The organism is Bordetella sp. (assembly GCF_057362025.1).
In genome coordinates, this window is record NZ_JBMQQZ010000037.1 from 1 (window position 1) to 16,907 (window position 16,907).

Annotated in this window: 13 protein-coding genes; 3 read left to right on the forward strand and 10 right to left on the reverse strand. The window is 64.4% G+C overall.

Features of this window, described 5'->3' with window-relative positions:
- Window positions 1-32 precede the first annotated feature (32 nt).
- From ACO1P8_RS08250 to ACO1P8_RS08260, 3 genes are all read left to right on the forward strand, one after another.
- Complete coding sequence (locus ACO1P8_RS08250) at window positions 33-713, forward strand: urease accessory protein UreF (protein ID WP_486295460.1); 681 nt, start codon at window positions 33-35, stop codon at window positions 711-713.
- Between the two features lie 138 nt (window positions 714-851).
- Window positions 852-1,478 (forward strand): urease accessory protein UreG, encoded by a 627-nt coding sequence (ureG, locus tag ACO1P8_RS08255; RefSeq protein WP_094842859.1) that lies wholly within the window; start codon window positions 852-854, stop codon window positions 1,476-1,478.
- Between the two features lie 208 nt (window positions 1,479-1,686).
- Window positions 1,687-2,286 carry a nitroreductase family protein gene (locus ACO1P8_RS08260; protein ID WP_486295412.1) on the forward strand — a complete coding sequence of 200 codons (600 nt, stop codon included), beginning with the start codon at window positions 1,687-1,689 and terminating at the stop codon, window positions 2,284-2,286.
- Between the two features lie 48 nt (window positions 2,287-2,334).
- Here ACO1P8_RS08260 and ACO1P8_RS08265 read toward each other — a convergent pair whose 3' ends face one another.
- The 10 genes from ACO1P8_RS08265 to ACO1P8_RS08310 all read right to left on the reverse strand — a co-directional run bounded on the left by ACO1P8_RS08265 (window position 2,335) and on the right by ACO1P8_RS08310 (window position 16,442).
- A complete protein-coding gene (locus ACO1P8_RS08265; RefSeq protein WP_486295413.1) occupies window positions 2,335-3,324 on the reverse strand; it encodes a Bug family tripartite tricarboxylate transporter substrate binding protein in 990 nt (329 codons plus the stop codon).
- Between the two features lie 86 nt (window positions 3,325-3,410).
- Window positions 3,411-4,343 carry a Bug family tripartite tricarboxylate transporter substrate binding protein gene (locus tag ACO1P8_RS08270; RefSeq protein WP_486295414.1) on the reverse strand — a complete coding sequence of 311 codons (933 nt, stop codon included), beginning with the start codon at window positions 4,341-4,343 and terminating at the stop codon, window positions 3,411-3,413.
- 56 nt (window positions 4,344-4,399) lie between these two features.
- A complete protein-coding gene (locus ACO1P8_RS08275; protein ID WP_486295415.1) occupies window positions 4,400-5,389 on the reverse strand; it encodes a tripartite tricarboxylate transporter substrate binding protein in 990 nt (329 codons plus the stop codon).
- A 493-nt stretch (window positions 5,390-5,882) separates the two neighbouring features.
- Entirely contained in the window at window positions 5,883-7,709 is a 1,827-nt protein-coding gene (gene typA / locus ACO1P8_RS08280) for a translational GTPase TypA (RefSeq protein ID WP_486295416.1), read from the reverse strand.
- A 10-nt stretch (window positions 7,710-7,719) separates the two neighbouring features.
- Window positions 7,720-8,457, reverse strand: coding sequence for a tRNA pseudouridine(55) synthase TruB (gene truB, locus ACO1P8_RS08285; protein WP_486295417.1), 738 nt, complete (start codon window positions 8,455-8,457; stop codon window positions 7,720-7,722).
- 36 nt (window positions 8,458-8,493) lie between these two features.
- Entirely contained in the window at window positions 8,494-8,895 is a 402-nt protein-coding gene (gene rbfA / locus ACO1P8_RS08290; protein ID WP_094842867.1) for a 30S ribosome-binding factor RbfA, read from the reverse strand.
- Between the two features lie 18 nt (window positions 8,896-8,913).
- Window positions 8,914-12,042, reverse strand: a complete 3,129-nt coding sequence (gene infB, locus ACO1P8_RS08295; protein WP_486295418.1) for a translation initiation factor IF-2 — start codon at window positions 12,040-12,042, stop codon at window positions 8,914-8,916.
- 99 nt (window positions 12,043-12,141) lie between these two features.
- Window positions 12,142-13,623, reverse strand: coding sequence for a transcription termination factor NusA (nusA, locus tag ACO1P8_RS08300; RefSeq protein WP_486295419.1), 1,482 nt, complete (start codon window positions 13,621-13,623; stop codon window positions 12,142-12,144).
- Window positions 13,620-14,108 carry a ribosome maturation factor RimP gene (gene rimP / locus ACO1P8_RS08305; RefSeq protein ID WP_486295420.1) on the reverse strand — a complete coding sequence of 163 codons (489 nt, stop codon included), beginning with the start codon at window positions 14,106-14,108 and terminating at the stop codon, window positions 13,620-13,622. The genes nusA and rimP overlap by 4 nt, the downstream gene beginning before the upstream one ends.
- 501 nt (window positions 14,109-14,609) lie before the next feature.
- On the reverse strand, window positions 14,610-16,442 hold the full coding sequence (locus ACO1P8_RS08310; RefSeq protein ID WP_486295461.1) for a pseudouridine synthase: 1,833 nt from the start codon (window positions 16,440-16,442) through the stop codon (window positions 14,610-14,612).
- Between the last annotated feature and the right edge of the window lie 465 nt (window positions 16,443-16,907).

The window sequence follows — 16,907 nt, forward strand, 5'->3', positions numbered from 1 at the left end:
CCACCCGCCCGCCAACGACTCCCCGCATCGCCATGGGCACAAGCATTGAACTGGTCGCGCTGCTGCATCTGGCATCGCCGGCCTTGCCCATCGGCGCCTTCAGCTATTCGCAGGGCCTGGAAGCAGCCATCGAGGCAGGAGTGATCGGCAACGCCGACGACGCGAGGCACTGGATCGCGAATGGACTCGATATCGCCGCCGATGGCGAGGCTGCCTTGCTGGGCCAGCAATTCCGCAATTGGAGCAATGGCGATATCGGCGCGGTGGCAGCCTTGAACGAATGGCTGCTCGCCATGCGGGAATCCACCGAACTGCGCCAGGAAACAGAGCAAATGGGCTGGTCCCTGTCCCGGCTGCTGGACGAACTGGAATGGGGCGATACCGAAAGCCGCGCCGCGCTGCGCGCGATGCGGCCGCTCAGCCTGCCTACCGCCTACGCCTACGCGGCGCAGCGTGCCGGCGCCACGCTCGAGGACTGCCTTTCCGCCTGGCTGTTCGCCTGGACCGAAAACCAGGTGGCCGCTGCCCTGAAAGCGGTACCGCTGGGCCAGGTCGCGGGACAGCGCATCCTGTTCGGTCTGCACGGCGCGATCCAGGCCGGGGCCCGCCGCGCGGCTGCCACGCCGGAGGAGGAAGCATCCACCTTCTCGCCCATGCTGGGGATCCTGTCCGCACGCCACGAGACGCAGTATTCGCGGCTGTTCCGATCCTGACGCCGACAACCCGCTGGCACGCCAGATCCCCATTGGCCAACCCCAGATCCCTATCGACTTGCCACCATCCGGATTCACCCACCCCGGCATACCCAGGCTTCCATCACTTCCCTCCCCAAAGAACCCGCATCCACGACCATGACCCAACGCACCAAGAAAAATCCCCCCTTGCGTGTCGGCATCGGCGGCCCCGTCGGCTCCGGCAAGACCACGCTGACTGAAATGCTGTGCAAGGCGATGCGGGACAGCTATGACCTCGTCGTCATCACCAACGACATCTACACCAAGGAAGATCAGCGTCTGTTGACCGTGGCCGGCGCCCTTCCGGCGGAACGGATCATGGGCGTCGAAACCGGGGGCTGCCCGCATACCGCGATCCGCGAGGATGCCTCCATCAACCTGGAAGCCGTGGACCGCATGCTGGGACGCTTTCCCGACGCGGACATCGTCTTCATCGAGTCCGGCGGCGATAACCTGGCCGCCACCTTCAGTCCGGAACTGTCCGACCTGACGATCTACGTCATCGACGTGGCTGGCGGCGAGAAAATCCCGCGCAAAGGCGGACCGGGCATCACCAAGTCGGATCTGCTTGTCATCAACAAAACCGACCTGGCTCCCATGGTCGGCGCATCGCTGGCAATCATGGAAGAAGACACGAAGCGCATGCGCGGCACGCGTCCTTACGTCATGAGCGACATGAAAGCAGGCGCGGGACTGGCCGACATTGTGCGGTTCATCGAGACGCGGGGCCTGCTGGCGGCTTGAACGGCGGCGACGGTCACGACATCGGGCTTGGGAGAGACGAATAAAAACAGCCGTGCTCTCCATCGGGTCCACGAGCCCCGACCCACACAAAATCTGACATGACACTGAAAACCATATCTCCGCCATGGATGAAACCGATCCAGGCCGGAAGGATGGGATCATTCACGTTCGCACTTTTTTCCGCCCACCAACATAGGATTTTTTTCGGATGGATAACGCTTTTCTCGACGCGCTGAAGCGCCGTCGCACGCAATACGCGCTAGGCAACAAACTTCCCGTATCCCACGAAGCCGTCACGGCGCTGATCCAGGAAGCCATCAAGCACACCCCCTCTTCCTTCAACTCCCAAAGCTCGCGCGCCGTCATCCTGTTCGGCGCGCAGAGCACCAAACTGTGGGACATCGCCAAGGACACGCTGCGCAAGATCGTGCCGGCCGACGCCTTCGTCAATACCGAGAAGAAACTCAACAGCTTCGCCGCGGGTGCGGGAACTGTCCTCTTCTTCGAAGACCAGGACGTGGTCAAGGGCCTGCAGGAGAAATTCCCGCTTTACGCCGACAACTTCCCGGTATGGTCGGAACAGGCCGGGGGCATGGCGCAATTGTCGGTGTGGTCTACCCTGGCCAACGCCGGCATCGGCGCCAGCCTGCAGCACTACAACCCGGTGATCGACGAGGCCGTCGCGAAGGAATGGAACATTCCCGCCAGCTGGAAGCTGCGCGCCCAAATGCCGTTCGGCTCCAATGAAGCCCCCTTCGGCGAGAAGGCCTTCATGGACGACACGCAGCGCTTCCGCGTGCATCATTAAGACCGTGACGCCCGGCCTCGCTTGCCGGGCGTCACCCCTGTGCTCGCGTCAGCGAGGCTTGATATTCCTTTCCCGGATTATCGTCGTCCACCTTTCGGTTTCTTCCGCGATCAACTGCCCCAGCGCCTCGGGAGTATTGGGGCGTAAAGGCGCGATATAGCCTTGGGACGTGAAGGCCTCTTGTACCTCCGGTTTCGACAATACCGAATTGATCGAGTCGTTCAAGCGCTTGATCGCCGTCACCGGTGTACCGGCAGGCGCCATCGATCCGAACCACGCGTCCAGGTCTATCCCCGACAGGCCGGCCTCTTCGACCGTGGGAACGCCGGGCAATATGGCGGCTCGTTGCGTTGACAGTACGGCTATCGGACGCGCGCTACCTGCCTGGATATGGGGTATGGCAGCCGGCAACGCGGCGATCAGAAAGTCCACACGACCACCGATAACGTCGGTGAATGCCGGTGCGCTGCCGCGATACGCCACATGCAGGATACTGGTGTGGGTCTCTTGCTGGAACAGTTCGCACATAAGATGCGCTGTGGAGCCCACGCCGGTTGAAGCGCAGCTCACCGCACCAGGGTAGGCTTGGGCGAGTCCTACAACATCCTCGATATCTTCCACCGGCCCACTGCTGCCGGCCACGAAGACCGTGGGTACCCTTGCGAGAAGACCCACCGGCACCAGATCGCTACGTATGTCGAACTTCAGATGTTCGTACATGATCTTGTGTATCGTATTGGGACGGACGCTGATAAAAAGCGTGTATCCATCGGGGGCTGCGCGCGCGACGAACTCCGCCGCGACATTGCCGGCCGCGCCCGGGCGATTACTGACCAGGACCTTCTGGCCCAGATTGTCCGCCATATGCTTGGCAAGCAGACGCGCCAGGCCATCCGCCCCACCGCCCGGCGCCGCCCCGACGACCAGATTGATAGCGCGGTCGGGATAAGCCACTTCGGTATCGGAAGCGAGAGCACCCATAGGAAAGCCAGTTCCTATAAGGGTGATTATGGCAAGTTCCCGCTTGCAGAATTTCATCGTTGACTCCGTTATTGTGTGGTGAAGTACCGATCGCTCGAAAGATGGCAGTCACGGGCTCTCTGCCACGCATCGGTGCTCGCCCCCTACGACGTGGCGGACCGGCTTGCGCTCAGGGGTACGACATAGCCTCGGCCGGCCAAGGTGGCTCGCAGGCCGGGATTCATCAAGACCGTATTGACCGCCTCATTCAGCTTCGCGATCACAGGCTGCGGCGTCCCCGCAGGCGCCATCAGGCCGAACCAGGTTTCCAGATCGACGCCAGGAACGCCCACTTCCGCCAGGGTAGGCGTGTCCTCGATAGCGGGGAGCCTTGCGTCGGACATCAATGCGATCGCGCGAACCGCCCCCGCCTTGATGTAAGGAAGCGAGCCGGGCAACGAGAAGATCAGCATATCGACTCGGCCGCTGATGACGTCTGCCATCGCGGCAGCGCCACCCCGGTAAGGCACATGCAAGAGCTCGATCCCGGTTTGCTGCTGGAACAGTTCACCCAGCAGATGGGTATCCGATCCGACACCGGTGGATGCGTACGTCAGCCGGCCCGGCTGCGCACTCGCAAACGCAATAAGGTCCCCGATGGTTGCGATGGAGCTACCGCTGGCCGTGACGATGACATTCGGTACCTTGGCGAGCACGCCGACAGGCGCAAAATCGCTCGCGACATCGAAATCGAAGTTTCCATACATCGTCTTGTGGATCGTATTGGCGCGTGTACTGATATAAAGCGTGTACCCATCCGGCCTGGCGTGCGCCACGGCTTCCGCCGCGATATTGCTTGCCGCACCCGGCTTGTTGTGGACCACGACCTTTTGCTTCAGCTCGCGCGCCAGATATTCGCCCAGCGATCGTGCCAGGATGTCTGCGCCGCCGCCGGGCGGATAGCCGACCGTCAAAGCAATTGGCCGCTTCGGATACGGGCGCTCCGTAGAGAACGCCCGTGCTCCGGCATGCAGCAAGCCACCAAGCACCGCAAACGCGGCCAACCGTCTTTTGCGGTGCTGTACCCTTGTATCCATGTGCTCTCGTCGTCGGAAGAAATGCGGATTGCCCGGCATACGCCCAGCGAAACGTATCAACCCGGTCGGATGCCTCGCTCCCGGGCTATCGCTGTCCATCTTTCGGTTTCTTCGGCGATCAATTGGCCGAACGTCTCTGCCGTATTGGGCTGTAGCGGTGCAACATAGCCTTGCGCCATGAAGGCAGCTTGCAAGGCTGGATTCAATAGCACGGCATTAATGGATTCGTTCAATCGCTGGGCCACGCGCTGTGGGGTCCCCGCGGGAGCCATCAGGCCAAACCACGTGTCGACACTAAGGCCAGGGAAGCCGGTCTCATCCAATGTAGGTACCTGCGGGATGGTTGCTGCCCTTTGCCGCGACATCACGGCAATAGGCCGGGCCGTGCCGGCCTGAATGTGTGCCAACGCCGCCGGCAAGACGGAAAACAGCAGATCCACACGGCCGCCGGCCAAGTCGACGAAGCCGGGGGCGCTGCCTTTGTACGCGATGTGCAGCATGCTTGTTTTCGTCTCGCGCTGAAACAGCTCGCATAGCAAATGGCCAGTCGAGCCGACCCCGGATGAAGCGCAAGTCAGTGATTCGGGATGAGCTTCAGAAAGCGCAACGACATCCCGGACATGCCCGATAGACGACTGCGCGCTGGTCACGATGACGTTGGGTACGGTGGCGAGGAGCCCGATAGGAACCAGGTCCTTGCTCATGTCGAACCGGAGATGTTCATACATCGTCTTGTGTGTCGTGTTCGAGCGAGTACTGAGATACACCGTATAGCCGTCCGGCACGGCGCGGGCCACGAACTCGGCGGCGACATTGCTCGCGGCTCCCGGACGGTTATCGATGATTACCCTTTGGCCCAGTTCATCCCCGAGATGCTTGGCCACAATCCGAGCCAGACCGTCGGATCCTCCCCCCGGCGTGAAACCGACGACCAGTGTGATCGGACGCTGCGGATACACGGTTTCCGGTTCGGATGCGAATACGGCCATAGGTAATAGACCACCGATCAGGGAAATTGCCGCCAACTCCCGTTTGCAGAACTTCATTTCCGTCTCCATATACTCTCGCAGTCAGAAAGAAAAGTTGACTCCACGTTAGGAGCGACGGCATCAGTGGCCTGTTATATAGGCGGGTTCCTTTTCCTTCGTTGCCGGGCACAGATATCCGGCAGTCCGCCCAGGTCTTCCCGGCAGCAAAAATCGAGGCAAACGATTTGAGGTTGCGAGCGCATCCGCGCGGTCAAGATGTTGCCGGCGGATACGACGATCCGCCCAAATGCGAGCCCCTGCTAGAACGCAGGCCGACCTCGCGGAATGTTTCCGAACATCTCGTCTAGCCGCCGCACGGCGGTTTCGGATTTCACAAGGTTCTTGTCACAGCCGTAGCAAATGCGGCGCCGACGCCCGATTTGGCCTCGCCGTACCGTCTTTCCGGCGCCGCGATGTGCAGCCGCAAAAAATTCGGCCTTTCGTTGACATCATTCGTCAACGAAAGGCCGAAAGAATCGATCGAGATGTGTGGCGACCCGCCACTACGGCGTCAGGCGCTGGCGCGCGACATCCGCTTGCGTTCGTTCTCGGTCAGGTAGCGTTTGCGCAGGCGAATCGACTTGGGCGTGACCTCGACCAGTTCGTCGTCATCGATAAACTCCACCGCGTATTCCAGCGACATCTGGATGGGCGGCACCAGGCGCACGGCTTCGTCCGTACCCGACGCGCGGACGTTGGTCAGCTGCTTGCCCTTGATGGGGTTGACGACCAGATCGTTGTCGCGGCTATGGATACCGATAATCATGCCTTCGTACAGCGCATCGCCAGGATTGACGAACATGCGGCCGCGATCCTGCAACTTCCACAGGGCATAGGCAACGGCTTCGCCGTTGTCCTGGCTGATCAGCACACCGTTACGGCGTTCGCCGATGCTGCCTTCGCGTGCAGGCGCATACTCATCGAAAATGTGGCTCATCAGCCCGGTGCCGCGAGTCATGGTCAGGAACTCGTTCTGGAAACCGATCAGGCCACGGGCCGGAATGCGGTATTCCAGGCGGGTACGGCCACGGCCGTCCGGCTGCATGTCCAGCAGGTCGCCCTTGCGCCGGCCCAGCTCCTCCATCACACCGCCCTGGTGGGCGTCTTCCACGTCCACCGTCAGCAGTTCGAAGGGTTCGTGCCGTTCGCCGTCGACTTCCTTGAACACCACGCGCGGACGCGACACCGCCAGCTCGTAGCCTTCGCGGCGCATGGTTTCCAGCAGAATGGTCAGGTGCAATTCGCCCCGGCCCGACACTTCGAATACCGTGTCGTCGCCCGTATCGCGCACGCGCAAGGCCACATTGGACTTGAGTTCGCGGTCCAGGCGATCGCGCAGCTGGCGGCTGGTGACGAACTTGCCTTCGCGGCCGGCCAGCGGCGAAGTATTCACCATGAAGTTCATCGTCAGCGTGGGCTCGTCGATGCGCAGCATGGGCAGCGCCTCTTCCGCCGGCGAGGCCGCGTCCATGACGGTGCAGCCGATCCCGATGCCTTCGATACCGTTGATCAGCACGATGTCGCCGGCTTCCGCTTCGCTGACGACTTCCCGTTCCAGGCCCTTGAACTTCAACACCTGGTTGATGCGACCCTTGCCGCTTTCGCCTTCGGGCCCGAAGCGGTATTGCACGTCCATGCCGCTGCGGATACGGCCACGGTTGACGCGGCCCACACCGATCTTGCCGACATAGCTGCTGTAGTCCAACGAAATGATCTGCAGTTGCAGCGGGCCGTTCGGATCGTCATTGCGCTGCGGCACGTGCTGCAGGATCGCTTCGAACAACGGACGCATATCGCCTTCGCGGACGTCGGCGGTCATGCCCGCATACCCCGACAAGCCCGAGGCGTAGATGACCGGAAAGTCCAGTTGTTCTTCCGTCGCGCCCAGCTTGTCGAACAACTCGAAGGTGGCATTGATGACGAAATCGGGACGAGCACCGGGACGGTCGATCTTGTTGACCACGACGATGGGCTTGAGGCCCAGCGCCAGCGCCTTGCGCGTCACGAAAATGGTCTGGGGCATCGGCCCTTCAACGGCGTCCACCAGCAGCAGCACGCCGTCCACCATGGACAGCACCCGTTCGACCTCGCCGCCGAAATCCGCGTGCCCCGGGGTATCGACGATGTTGATGTGGGTGCCTTCGTATTCCACGGCGCAATTCTTGGCCAGGATGGTGATGCCCCGTTCCTTTTCCAGGTCGTTCGAGTCCATGACGCGCTCGGTGACGGCCTGGTTTTCGCGGAAGGTGCCGGATTGGCGCAGCAGCTGGTCGACCAGCGTGGTCTTGCCGTGGTCGACGTGGGCGATGATGGCGACGTTGCGCAGGGCGCGAGTCATAAACGATCCTTTAAGGTAAGGCGGGCGCCAGGCCCGCCGGCAATTCATTCAGGGGCAGTAATGCCAGCTTGGGGTCCGGCATCGCCTGCAACGCGTCCAGCGTGACGGCGCGATCCAGCGCGAAGGGGCCGACCTGCGTGCGCCGCAAGGCCACGAGATGCGCGTAACAACCCAGTTCGCGACCGATATCCTGGGCCAGCGTGCGCAAATAGGTACCCTTGCTGCACGACACATCGATCACCGCCGTCATGCCGTCGCAGGACAGCAGTTCGACGCGATACAAGGTGACCTGCCGGGGCTCGCGCTCGACTTCCACGCCGGCGCGTGCGTACTCGTACAAAGGCTTGCCGTCACGCTTCAATGCGGAATACATCGGCGGAACCTGGGTAATCGTGCCCTGAAAACGTGACAGCACGTCGCGCAGGGCCGCTTCGTCCACACCGGCGAAGCCTTCGGGCGCGCGTGCCACGACATTGCCCGTGAGGTCGCCGGAATCGGTTTCCTCGCCGAAACGCAGCGTGGCGCGATAGCCTTTGTCCGCGCCCAGCATCACGCCGCACAGCTTGGTACCCTTGCCCATGCAGCACACCAGCAGGCCGGTGGCGAACGGGTCCAGCGTACCCGTATGGCCGGCCTTGGCGGCATCCATCGCACGCCGCGCGCGCTGCAAGGCATGGTTGCTGGACAAGCCTTCGGGCTTGTCCAGCAGCAGGACACCGTCGAGCATCAGCCCGCGTCGTTTGGCCATCGTCTTATCCGAGAAAAACGCCGTGACGACAGCCCCTCAGGACTGGTCTTCCGGTTCGTCGGGTTCCGTCCGGTAGGAACCGGGCTGGTTGGCACGATCGATCAGACGCGACATCTCTATCCCGCGCGCGACCTGCTCGTCATGCACGAAACGCAACGTCGGCACCGTGTGGATATGCAGCATGCGGTACAGCTGCGAATGCAGCCAGCCCGCCTTGTCGTTGAGCAGGCCCTCGGCCACCCCCGGTTCGGCGCCCAGCACGGTGAAATACACCTTGGCGTGCGCGTAGTCCGCGGACAGTTCGACACCCGACAGCGTGATCAGCCCGGCCCGCGCGACATCCATTTCGCGCTGGATCAGGCCGGCCAGGTCCTTCTGGATCTGGTCGGCCAGCCGCAGGTTGCGGCCGGGGATCGCTTTGGTTTTATGACGGCTCATGCGCTGAGCGCGGGATGCTTACAGCGTCCGCGCGATTTCCTTGATCTCGAAGACTTCCAGCTGGTCGCCCACCTGGATGTCGTTGTTGCCGCGCAGCGTCAGGCCGCAATCGAAGCCGGCCTTGACCTCGCGGACGTCGTCCTTGAACCGGCGCAGCGAATCCAGATGGCCGGTCCAGGTGACCACGTTGTTGCGCAACAAGCGTACCTGCGCATCGCGGCGGACGATACCGTCGAGCACCATGCAACCGGCGATATTGCCGACGCGGGAGACGGTGTAGATCTCGCGGATTTCCACCAGCCCGATGATTTCCTCGCGCTTTTCCGGTGCCAGCATGCCCGACATGGCTGCCTTAACCTCATCCACGGCGTCGTAGATGATGTTGTAGTAGCGCAGGTCGATGCCGTTGGACTCGGCCAGCTTCTTGACGCTCTGGTCGGCCCGCACGTTGAAGCCGATGACCACCGCGTTGGATGCGATCGCCAGGTTGACGTCGCTTTCCGAAATACCGCCCACCGCGGCGTGCACGACCTGCACGCGGACTTCCTCGGTGGACAGCTTGGTCAGGGCGGCAACCAGGGCTTCCTGCGAACCCTGCACATCGGTCTTGACGATGAGCGCGAGAGTCTGCGTGCCTTCGCCCATGTTGTCGAACATGGACTCCAGCTTGGCGGCCTGCTGGCGGGCCAGCTTGACGTCGCGGAACTTGCCCTGGCGGAACAGCGCGATTTCACGCGCCTTGCGTTCCTCCGACAACACCATCAGTTCGTCGCCGGCGGCCGGCACATCGGTCAAGCCCTGGATTTCCACCGGAATGGAAGGACCGGCGCTTTGCACCTGCTTGCCGTTCTCGTCCAGCATGGCACGCACGCGGCCGAAGCTGGCACCCGCCAGCACGACGTCGCCACGCTTGAGCGTACCGCTCTGCACCAGGATGGTCGCCACCGGACCGCGGCCCTTGTCCAGGCGCGCTTCGATGACCAGGCCCTTGGCATGCGCGTTGACGGGCGCCTTGAGCTCCAGGATTTCGGCCTGCAGCAACACGTTTTCCAGCAAGTCGTCGATGCCCGCGCCGGTCTTGGCCGACACGCTCACGAAAGGCACGTCGCCACCGTATTCTTCCGGGACGACCTCTTCGGCCACCAGTTCCTGCTTGACGCGCTCCGGATTGGCGTCCGGCTTGTCGATCTTGTTCACCGCCACCACCAGCGGCACACCGGCGGCCTTGGCATGGTGGATGGCTTCACGCGTTTGCGGCATCACGCCGTCGTCCGCCGCCACCACCAGGATGACGATGTCGGTCGCCTTGGCGCCGCGCGCCCGCATGGCGGTGAAGGCCTCGTGGCCCGGGGTATCCAGGAAGGTAACCATGCCGCGGTCGGTTTCGACGTGGTAGGCACCGATGTGCTGCGTGATACCGCCGGCTTCGCCGGCGGCGACCTTGGCGCGGCGGATGTAGTCCAGCAGCGAGGTCTTGCCGTGGTCGACGTGGCCCATGACGGTCACGACCGGCGCGCGCGGCAGCAGCTCGGCATCCTCGCCCTCCGGCGCGGCGGTCTCGTCCAGGAAGGCCTCCGGATCGTCCAGCTTCGCGGCGATGGCCTTGTGGCCGAGTTCCTCGACCACGATCATGGCCGTTTCCTGGTCCAGCACCTGGTTGATGGTGACCATCTGGCCCAGCTTCATCAATTGCTTGATGACCTCGGCGGCCTTGACCGACATCTTGTGGGCGAGATCGGCCACGGTGATGGTTTCGGGCACGTGGACTTCACGCGCGATGAATTCCTGGGGAGCCTGCTCCACCACGCCGCGGCGATCGGACTGCTGGTTGCGGCCACCCCGGCCGCCGGACTTGCCGCCCGCCTTGCCGCCCGCGCGCCAGCCATCGCGGCTGGGTGCGCCGGCCGGCTTGTCGGCTGGCTTTTTGCGGGCACTGTCGTCGGTCCACGTCGACGAGACCTCGGCGGTCTTGATCGTCTTCTTCGTGCCGGCGCCGGCACCCGGCTTGGCGTCCTTCTTGACCGCACCGCCCGCCTTGGCGGCCGGCTTGTGCAGCGTCCCGGAAATGGCGGCGGCCGGCGCCGGCTGTTCCGGTTCAGGCGCGCGCAGTACCTTGCGCGGACGGTTCAGCATTTCACGCAGTGCCGCGGCCTCGGCCTCGGCCTGCCGGCGCGCTTCGTCACGCTGCGCGGTGCTCATGACCTGGGCCGGCGAGGCCGCCGGTGGAGGCCCTCGGCGCGCGTCGCCGGCGCGCGGCCCCTTGGAAACGGCCGGCTTGGGCGGCACAGGCATGCCGGGGCGCGAACGCTCGTCCTGCGAGGGCGACGGCGGCACGGCTGCGGTCGGGATCTTCGGTGCAACGGGACTTCCGGTTTCCGGCTTTTCGGAAACCGCGCTGATATCTGACGTATTCACGGGCTCTGGCTGGGCAGCTTCGACCGGCGGCTCGGCGGCGGGGCCGGCGGCGGGTGCCACGGGTGCCTCGTGTTCGGGTTCCGGCTGGATAGATTCGGGTTCGGCGTGCGCCGGATGGGCCTCCGGGGGGGCCTCCTGCGCGGCTTTCTGGACTACAGGCTCGGCCGCCTGCGGGGCCGGCGGCGTTGCTTCGGCGGCAGCCGGCGGCACGGGCGCGCGCTCGGCAACGGCCGGGGCGGCCTCGTCCTGCGGGGGCGTGGCGTCGGCTTGCGGAGCCTCGGCCGGCGCGGCCGTTGCCGTCGGCGGGGCAGCAGGCGTAGCGGCAACGGGAGGCTGGACGGTCTCTGCCGCGACCGGCGCGACCGTTGCCTCGGGCGGCTCGGTGGACTCGGCCTGGGCGCGGCCGGCGGCCGCTTCGGCGGCCAGTTCGGCCGGATCTCGCTTGACGAAGACGCGTTTCTTGCGCACTTCGACCTGAATCGTACGCGACCGCCCCGTGGCATCCGCCTGGCGGATTTCGGAGGTCTGGCGACGCGTCAGCGTGATCTTCTTGCCCTCGGCAGCCCCGCCATGCGCACGGCGCAGCGAGTCGAGCAGTTTCGCCTTGTCGCTGTCGGTGACGGCGTCGTCGACCGATTTGAGGTCAACGCCGGCCGAGCGCAGCTGGTCCAGCAGCACATTGGCAGGCATTTTCAGCTCGGTAGCGAACTGGGCGACGGTATTGCTCGACATTAGGCTTTCTTCCTGTGTACGGCGATATAACAATATGACTAGCGCTATCCAATAAAACAAGTTCGGGAAGACGCGCTCGGGCGCTTCCCCGCCTAGGTACTATTTTTCCTCGTCAAACCAGTGCGCGCGAGCCCGCATGATGAGCTCGCTGGCCTGGTTTTCCTCGAGACCCGAGATTTCCGCCAACTCGTCCGTGGAGAGTTCGGCAAGGTCGTCGCGGGTGTGCACTTTACGCTCTGACAAACGCGCGGCAAGATCCGGCGTCATGCCTTCGAGCTCGAGCAGGTCCTGCGCGGTTTCGAGGCGCTCTTCCTGGGCGATGGCTTCGGTCAGGAGTGCATTGCGCGCGCGGGTGCGCAGCTCGTTGATGGTGTCTTCGTCGAAAGCCTCGATCTCCAGCAGTTCCTGCATGGGAACGTAGGCGATTTCCTCCAGCCCCGTAAAGCCCTCGTCGATCAGGATGTCGGCGACTTCCTCGTCCACATCCAGCTTGCTCATGAACGTGTTGCGCAAGGCCGAGCGCTCGACTTCCTGCCGGTTCTGGCTTTCCTCGGGCGTCATGATGTTGATCTGCCAGCCGGTCAGCTCGGAGGCCAGGCGGACGTTCTGTCCCTTGGCACCGATGGCCTTGGGCAGGTTTTCCTCGTCCACCACGACGTCCATGGCATGCTTGTCTTCATCGACGACGATGGATTCGACGTTGGCGGGCGCCAGGGCGCCGATGACGAACTGCGCCGGATCTTCCGACCACAGCACGATGTCCACCTGCTCGCCACCCAGCTCATTGCGCACCGCGGTGACGCGCGAACCGCGCATGCCGACGCAGGTACCGATGGGATCGATGCGCTTATCGTAGGCGATGACGGCGATCTTGGCGCGCACGCCGGGATCACGGGCCGCGGCCTTGATCTCGAGCAGGCCCTGCTCGATTTCCGGAACCTCGTTTTCGAACAGCTGGCGGATGAACTCCGGCGAGGTGCGCGACAGGATCACCTGCTGGCCGCGCGCGGCGTGGTCGATGCGCAACACGAAAGCCCGCACACGGTCGCCCACGCGCAGGTTTTCCTTGGGGATCATTTCCGAACGCGGCAAACGGGCTTCGATCTTGCCCGTTTCGATAATCGCGTCACCCTTGTCCATGCGCTTGACGGTGCCGGACACGATCGTTTCCCCGCGCTCGAGGAAGTCATTCAGCACCTGTTCGCGCTCGGCGTCGCGGATCTTTTGCAGGATGGCCTGCTTGGCCGCCTGCGCGCCGATACGACCGAATTCGATGGGCTCCAGAGGCTCTTCGATGTATTCGCCGATCTGGATATTGGGCACGGCCTCGCGGGCGTCGGAATACATTTCCTGTTTGTCAGGTTCCTGCAGTCCGGCTTCGTCGGGCACGACCAGCCAACGGCGGAACCCTTCATGGCTACCGCTTTCGCGATCGATGGAAACACGGATGTCCGCGTCTTCCTTGAAGCGCTTTTTCATGGCCGAAGCCAGCGCGCTTTCCAGCGCTCCGAACACCACTTCGCGCGATACGTTCTTTTCGCGCGCCAAGGCGTCGACCAACAGAAGAATTTCGCGACTCATCGCTTTTTGCCTTTGAAATCCAGGACCGGATCCAGCTTGGCGCGCTCCACTTCGTCGAACGTGAAGTTCACCACCTGGATATCGTCCTTCTTTGCCTCAAATTCCACGCCGAAAACCGCTTTCCCCTGGTCCTGTCCCGCTTGCCCGGCGGCTGCAACGAGCGTGCCGGTAAAGACCTTGCGGTTTTCCACGGCCTGCCGCAGCTTGACTTCCACCCGCTGTCCCGCGAAACGATGGAAGTCGCCCTCGGTGCGCAGCGGGCGATCCACGCCGGGCGATCCGACCTCCAATCGCTTGTAGTCGATATTCTCGACCTCGTAGACCCGCGACAACTGGCGCGAGACCTGTTCGCAATCTTCGATGCGCACGCCTTCAGGGCGGTCGATCGTGACGCGCAACAGGCCAAGCGCCGCCCGCTCGACGTCGACGAGTTCGACGTCCATGCCGGACAGCGCTTCCTGGGTCAATGCGAATAAATCAGCCATATGCTCGAAAAAAATGGGCTGTAAGCCCAGCCCATTGTTATCACGTGGTACCGGCGCGGCCCGGAGCCGTTCAACCGGCCCCACACCACGCCCCGGGGAGACCCCAACGTGCATGAAGCCCGCCGGAGAAACCGCCGTCCGCGCCATATTTGGTTCTTGCCAGGGGCGTCCCGCACACCGCGCAGTTTGGACGTGCCCCTAAAGGGTATGCCCGTAAAGGTCTTGCCTTTAAGGTATTCCCCTTAAAGCCCTTAAAGGTACGCCCAGCTACGCCCAGGCATGCCTAAAGACATGCCCAAACTTGCCGCACGCCCCCGCCGCATACCCTGCCACACCCCCCGCGACACGATCCGCCGCAATCAGCAGCACGACCGTCGCGCATCGGCACAGCTTTCGCCGCCCACAGGGATGCCCCACGAAAACCAGCAATCTTACCACATAACGGGCAAAATTACCTGATGCGTCGCGGGTTTACGTATTCAGGGCCGGACTGATACCGACTTATCGCGAGCCCCGTCCGCGAACGCCGCCGATCACGCCCAGGCGCGACTCGTGGGCGGCGGCGCCGCGCGGCTGCCAATCGTCGCCACGACCGCCACTGCCGCCGCCGGTGCGCGGGCCTTTGGCGTTGGGATTGCCGCGCTTCTTGCCGGGAGCGGAATTCTTGCCGGGACGACCGCGTTGCGGCCCCTTGCCCGGGGCGCCCGCGGGCCCCTGCCCCTGGCCTTGGCCCTGGCCCTGGCCCTGCGCATTGAAGCCGCCGGCGCCCGGCCTGCCACCACCGCCGGCACCCGGCTTGCCTTTGCGCGCCGATTTGCCACGGGGCTGGTGCTGTCCGGAAGCCTGTCCTTGGCCTTGCGGCTGCCCTTGACCTTGGCCCTGCCCCTGCGCGGGCCGCTTACCGGGGCCGCGGCGCTGCTGCCCCTTGCCGCCGCGCGAGCCGCCGCCATCGTTGCCCAAAGGATGGCCGTTGGCGTAGCCGCCCGTGACCAGCAGGCCGGTACCGAAGGGATCGGAAGGATACGACATGCCGCTGCCGGCGCTCTTGCCGGGACGGCCGCCCTGCAACTTGCCACGCCGGCCGATCCGCGCGCCGTTCATGCCATTGTTCTGCAGCGTGCCGAAGCCCGGCGGCAAGGCGCTGTCGTGCGACTGCGGCTGCTTGGGCCGGCGCCCGCCGTCGTCGTCGTCGCGCAACAGGCCCAGCTGCACCATCAGCGCGGTAACGAGATTGGGATCCAGCTCTTCCCAACGCCCCCGCCGCAAATTGCGCGGCAGGACCACGTCGCCGAAACGCGTGCGGATGAGCCGGCTGACCGTGTCGCCGACGGCCTCGAACATGCGACGAACCTCCCGGTTGCGGCCTTCCTGCAGCGTGACGCGATACCAGCGGTTGCTGCCCTCGCCACCCAGGTAGTCCAGCGCGCCGAAAGCCGCCTTGCCGTCTTCGAGTTCGATGCCTTCGACCAGCGACGCGCGCTGCGCGGCATCCATTTCCCCCAGCACGCGAACGGCGTATTCGCGCTCTGTGCCATACCGCGGGTGCATGATGCGGTTGGCCATATCGCCCGAGGTCGTAAAAATCAGCAGCCCTTCGGTGTTCAGGTCGAGACGACCAACCGACAGCCATTTGCCGGTGCGCAGCTTCGGCAGGCGCGCGAACACGCTGGCCCGGCCACCCGGATCGTCATGGCTGACGATTTCGCCCGCGGGCTTGTGATACAGGATCACTCGCGGAGGCTTGCGCGTATTGACGCGGGTGATGGGTTTGCCGTTGACGCGAACCTGGTCGCCGCTGGCGACGCGCTGCCCGATATGGGCCGGTTCTCCGTTCACGGAAACCCGGCCCGCGACGATCAACTCTTCCATCTCGCGCCGTGAGCCGATGCCCGCATCCGCCAATACCTTGTGCAGCTTGGGCATCACGGCCTCGCTGTTCAGGTATTTGTTCAGGCGCTGCTCCATGCGGGCGGTCTTTTCCAGGTAGGCGAGCGCCTGTTCCGCTTCCCGTTCGCCACCGGGCGACATGGCCTCGGGATCGAGTGCGCCGGCACCCTGCATCGGAGAGCCTTGCGCGCCGGCATCCCCGCCCGCCTCGGTGCCCGTCGCGGCATCGCCGCGACGGCGACGGAAAGGCGTGCGCAGTTTGCGGCCGCGTCCACGATTGGCGGTGGCACCATCCGCATCCGCCCCGGATACGCCGGACGGCGCCGGCCCACCGGCATCGGCGGAAAAATCCGCCTGCGCGCCGGCGTCGTCAGTGTGATGATCCCGAGGCGCGGTATCTCGCGGGCCAGCCGGGCGCGCGCCCTCCTGGCCGACCGCCGCTTCCATGCCGAAGGAACCGGTCGACCCGCTTTCGGCAGTCTCCACCGGTTTGCGCTTGCGCGCGGAACGCTTCGCCGGCGCGGACGGCTCGACTTGCCCGGCCTGGACGTCGGGGCCAGCCTGCCCTTCCAGGGGCAGCGAACCTTGCTCGCTTCCAGCGGTCACGCGAGGCCTGCGCCCGCGCGCACGAGGCGCTGTTTGCTCGACCGTTGCCTCGCCTGCCGACGGCGGCGCGGCTAAGACAGCCGGCGCGTCGCTGGCTGGGGCAGGTACGGAGGCCTCCCGTTGCGCATCGGCGGCAGGTGCCTTGGCGGGCCGCGGGGACCGTGGCTTGCGCGCGGGCTTGGCCTCGACGGCTTGCGCCTCGCCCGCCATGCCGGAAGGCACGGATTGCGGATCCACCGCAGCCGTGCCGGCCGCTTCGGCCTTGGCGCGCGACGGGCGTCGGGTGCGCGCGCGCGGCGCAGGGCT

Excerpts from the sequence above, each read along its gene's own strand:
- ACO1P8_RS08260 (WP_486295412.1), top strand. The coding sequence starts at position 1,687 with ATGGATAACGCTTTTCTCGACGCGCTGAAGCGCCGTCGCACGCAATAC.
- ACO1P8_RS08310 (WP_486295461.1), bottom strand. The coding sequence starts at position 16,442 with ATGGAAGCGGCGGTCGGCCAGGAGGGCGCGCGCCCGGCTGGCCCGCGA.
- ACO1P8_RS08270 (WP_486295414.1), bottom strand. The coding sequence starts at position 4,343 with ATGGATACAAGGGTACAGCACCGCAAAAGACGGTTGGCCGCGTTTGCG.
- typA (WP_486295416.1), bottom strand. The coding sequence starts at position 7,709 with ATGACTCGCGCCCTGCGCAACGTCGCCATCATCGCCCACGTCGACCAC.
- rbfA (WP_094842867.1), bottom strand. The coding sequence starts at position 8,895 with ATGAGCCGTCATAAAACCAAAGCGATCCCCGGCCGCAACCTGCGGCTG.
- ureG (WP_094842859.1), top strand. The coding sequence starts at position 852 with ATGACCCAACGCACCAAGAAAAATCCCCCCTTGCGTGTCGGCATCGGC.
- rimP (WP_486295420.1), bottom strand. The coding sequence starts at position 14,108 with ATGGCTGATTTATTCGCATTGACCCAGGAAGCGCTGTCCGGCATGGAC.
- ACO1P8_RS08275 (WP_486295415.1), bottom strand. The coding sequence starts at position 5,389 with ATGAAGTTCTGCAAACGGGAGTTGGCGGCAATTTCCCTGATCGGTGGT.
- ACO1P8_RS08265 (WP_486295413.1), bottom strand. The coding sequence starts at position 3,324 with ATGAAATTCTGCAAGCGGGAACTTGCCATAATCACCCTTATAGGAACT.
- truB (WP_486295417.1), bottom strand. The coding sequence starts at position 8,457 with ATGGCCAAACGACGCGGGCTGATGCTCGACGGTGTCCTGCTGCTGGAC.
- ACO1P8_RS08250 (WP_486295460.1), top strand. The coding sequence starts at position 33 with ATGGGCACAAGCATTGAACTGGTCGCGCTGCTGCATCTGGCATCGCCG.
- infB (WP_486295418.1), bottom strand. The coding sequence starts at position 12,042 with ATGTCGAGCAATACCGTCGCCCAGTTCGCTACCGAGCTGAAAATGCCT.
- nusA (WP_486295419.1), bottom strand. The coding sequence starts at position 13,623 with ATGAGTCGCGAAATTCTTCTGTTGGTCGACGCCTTGGCGCGCGAAAAG.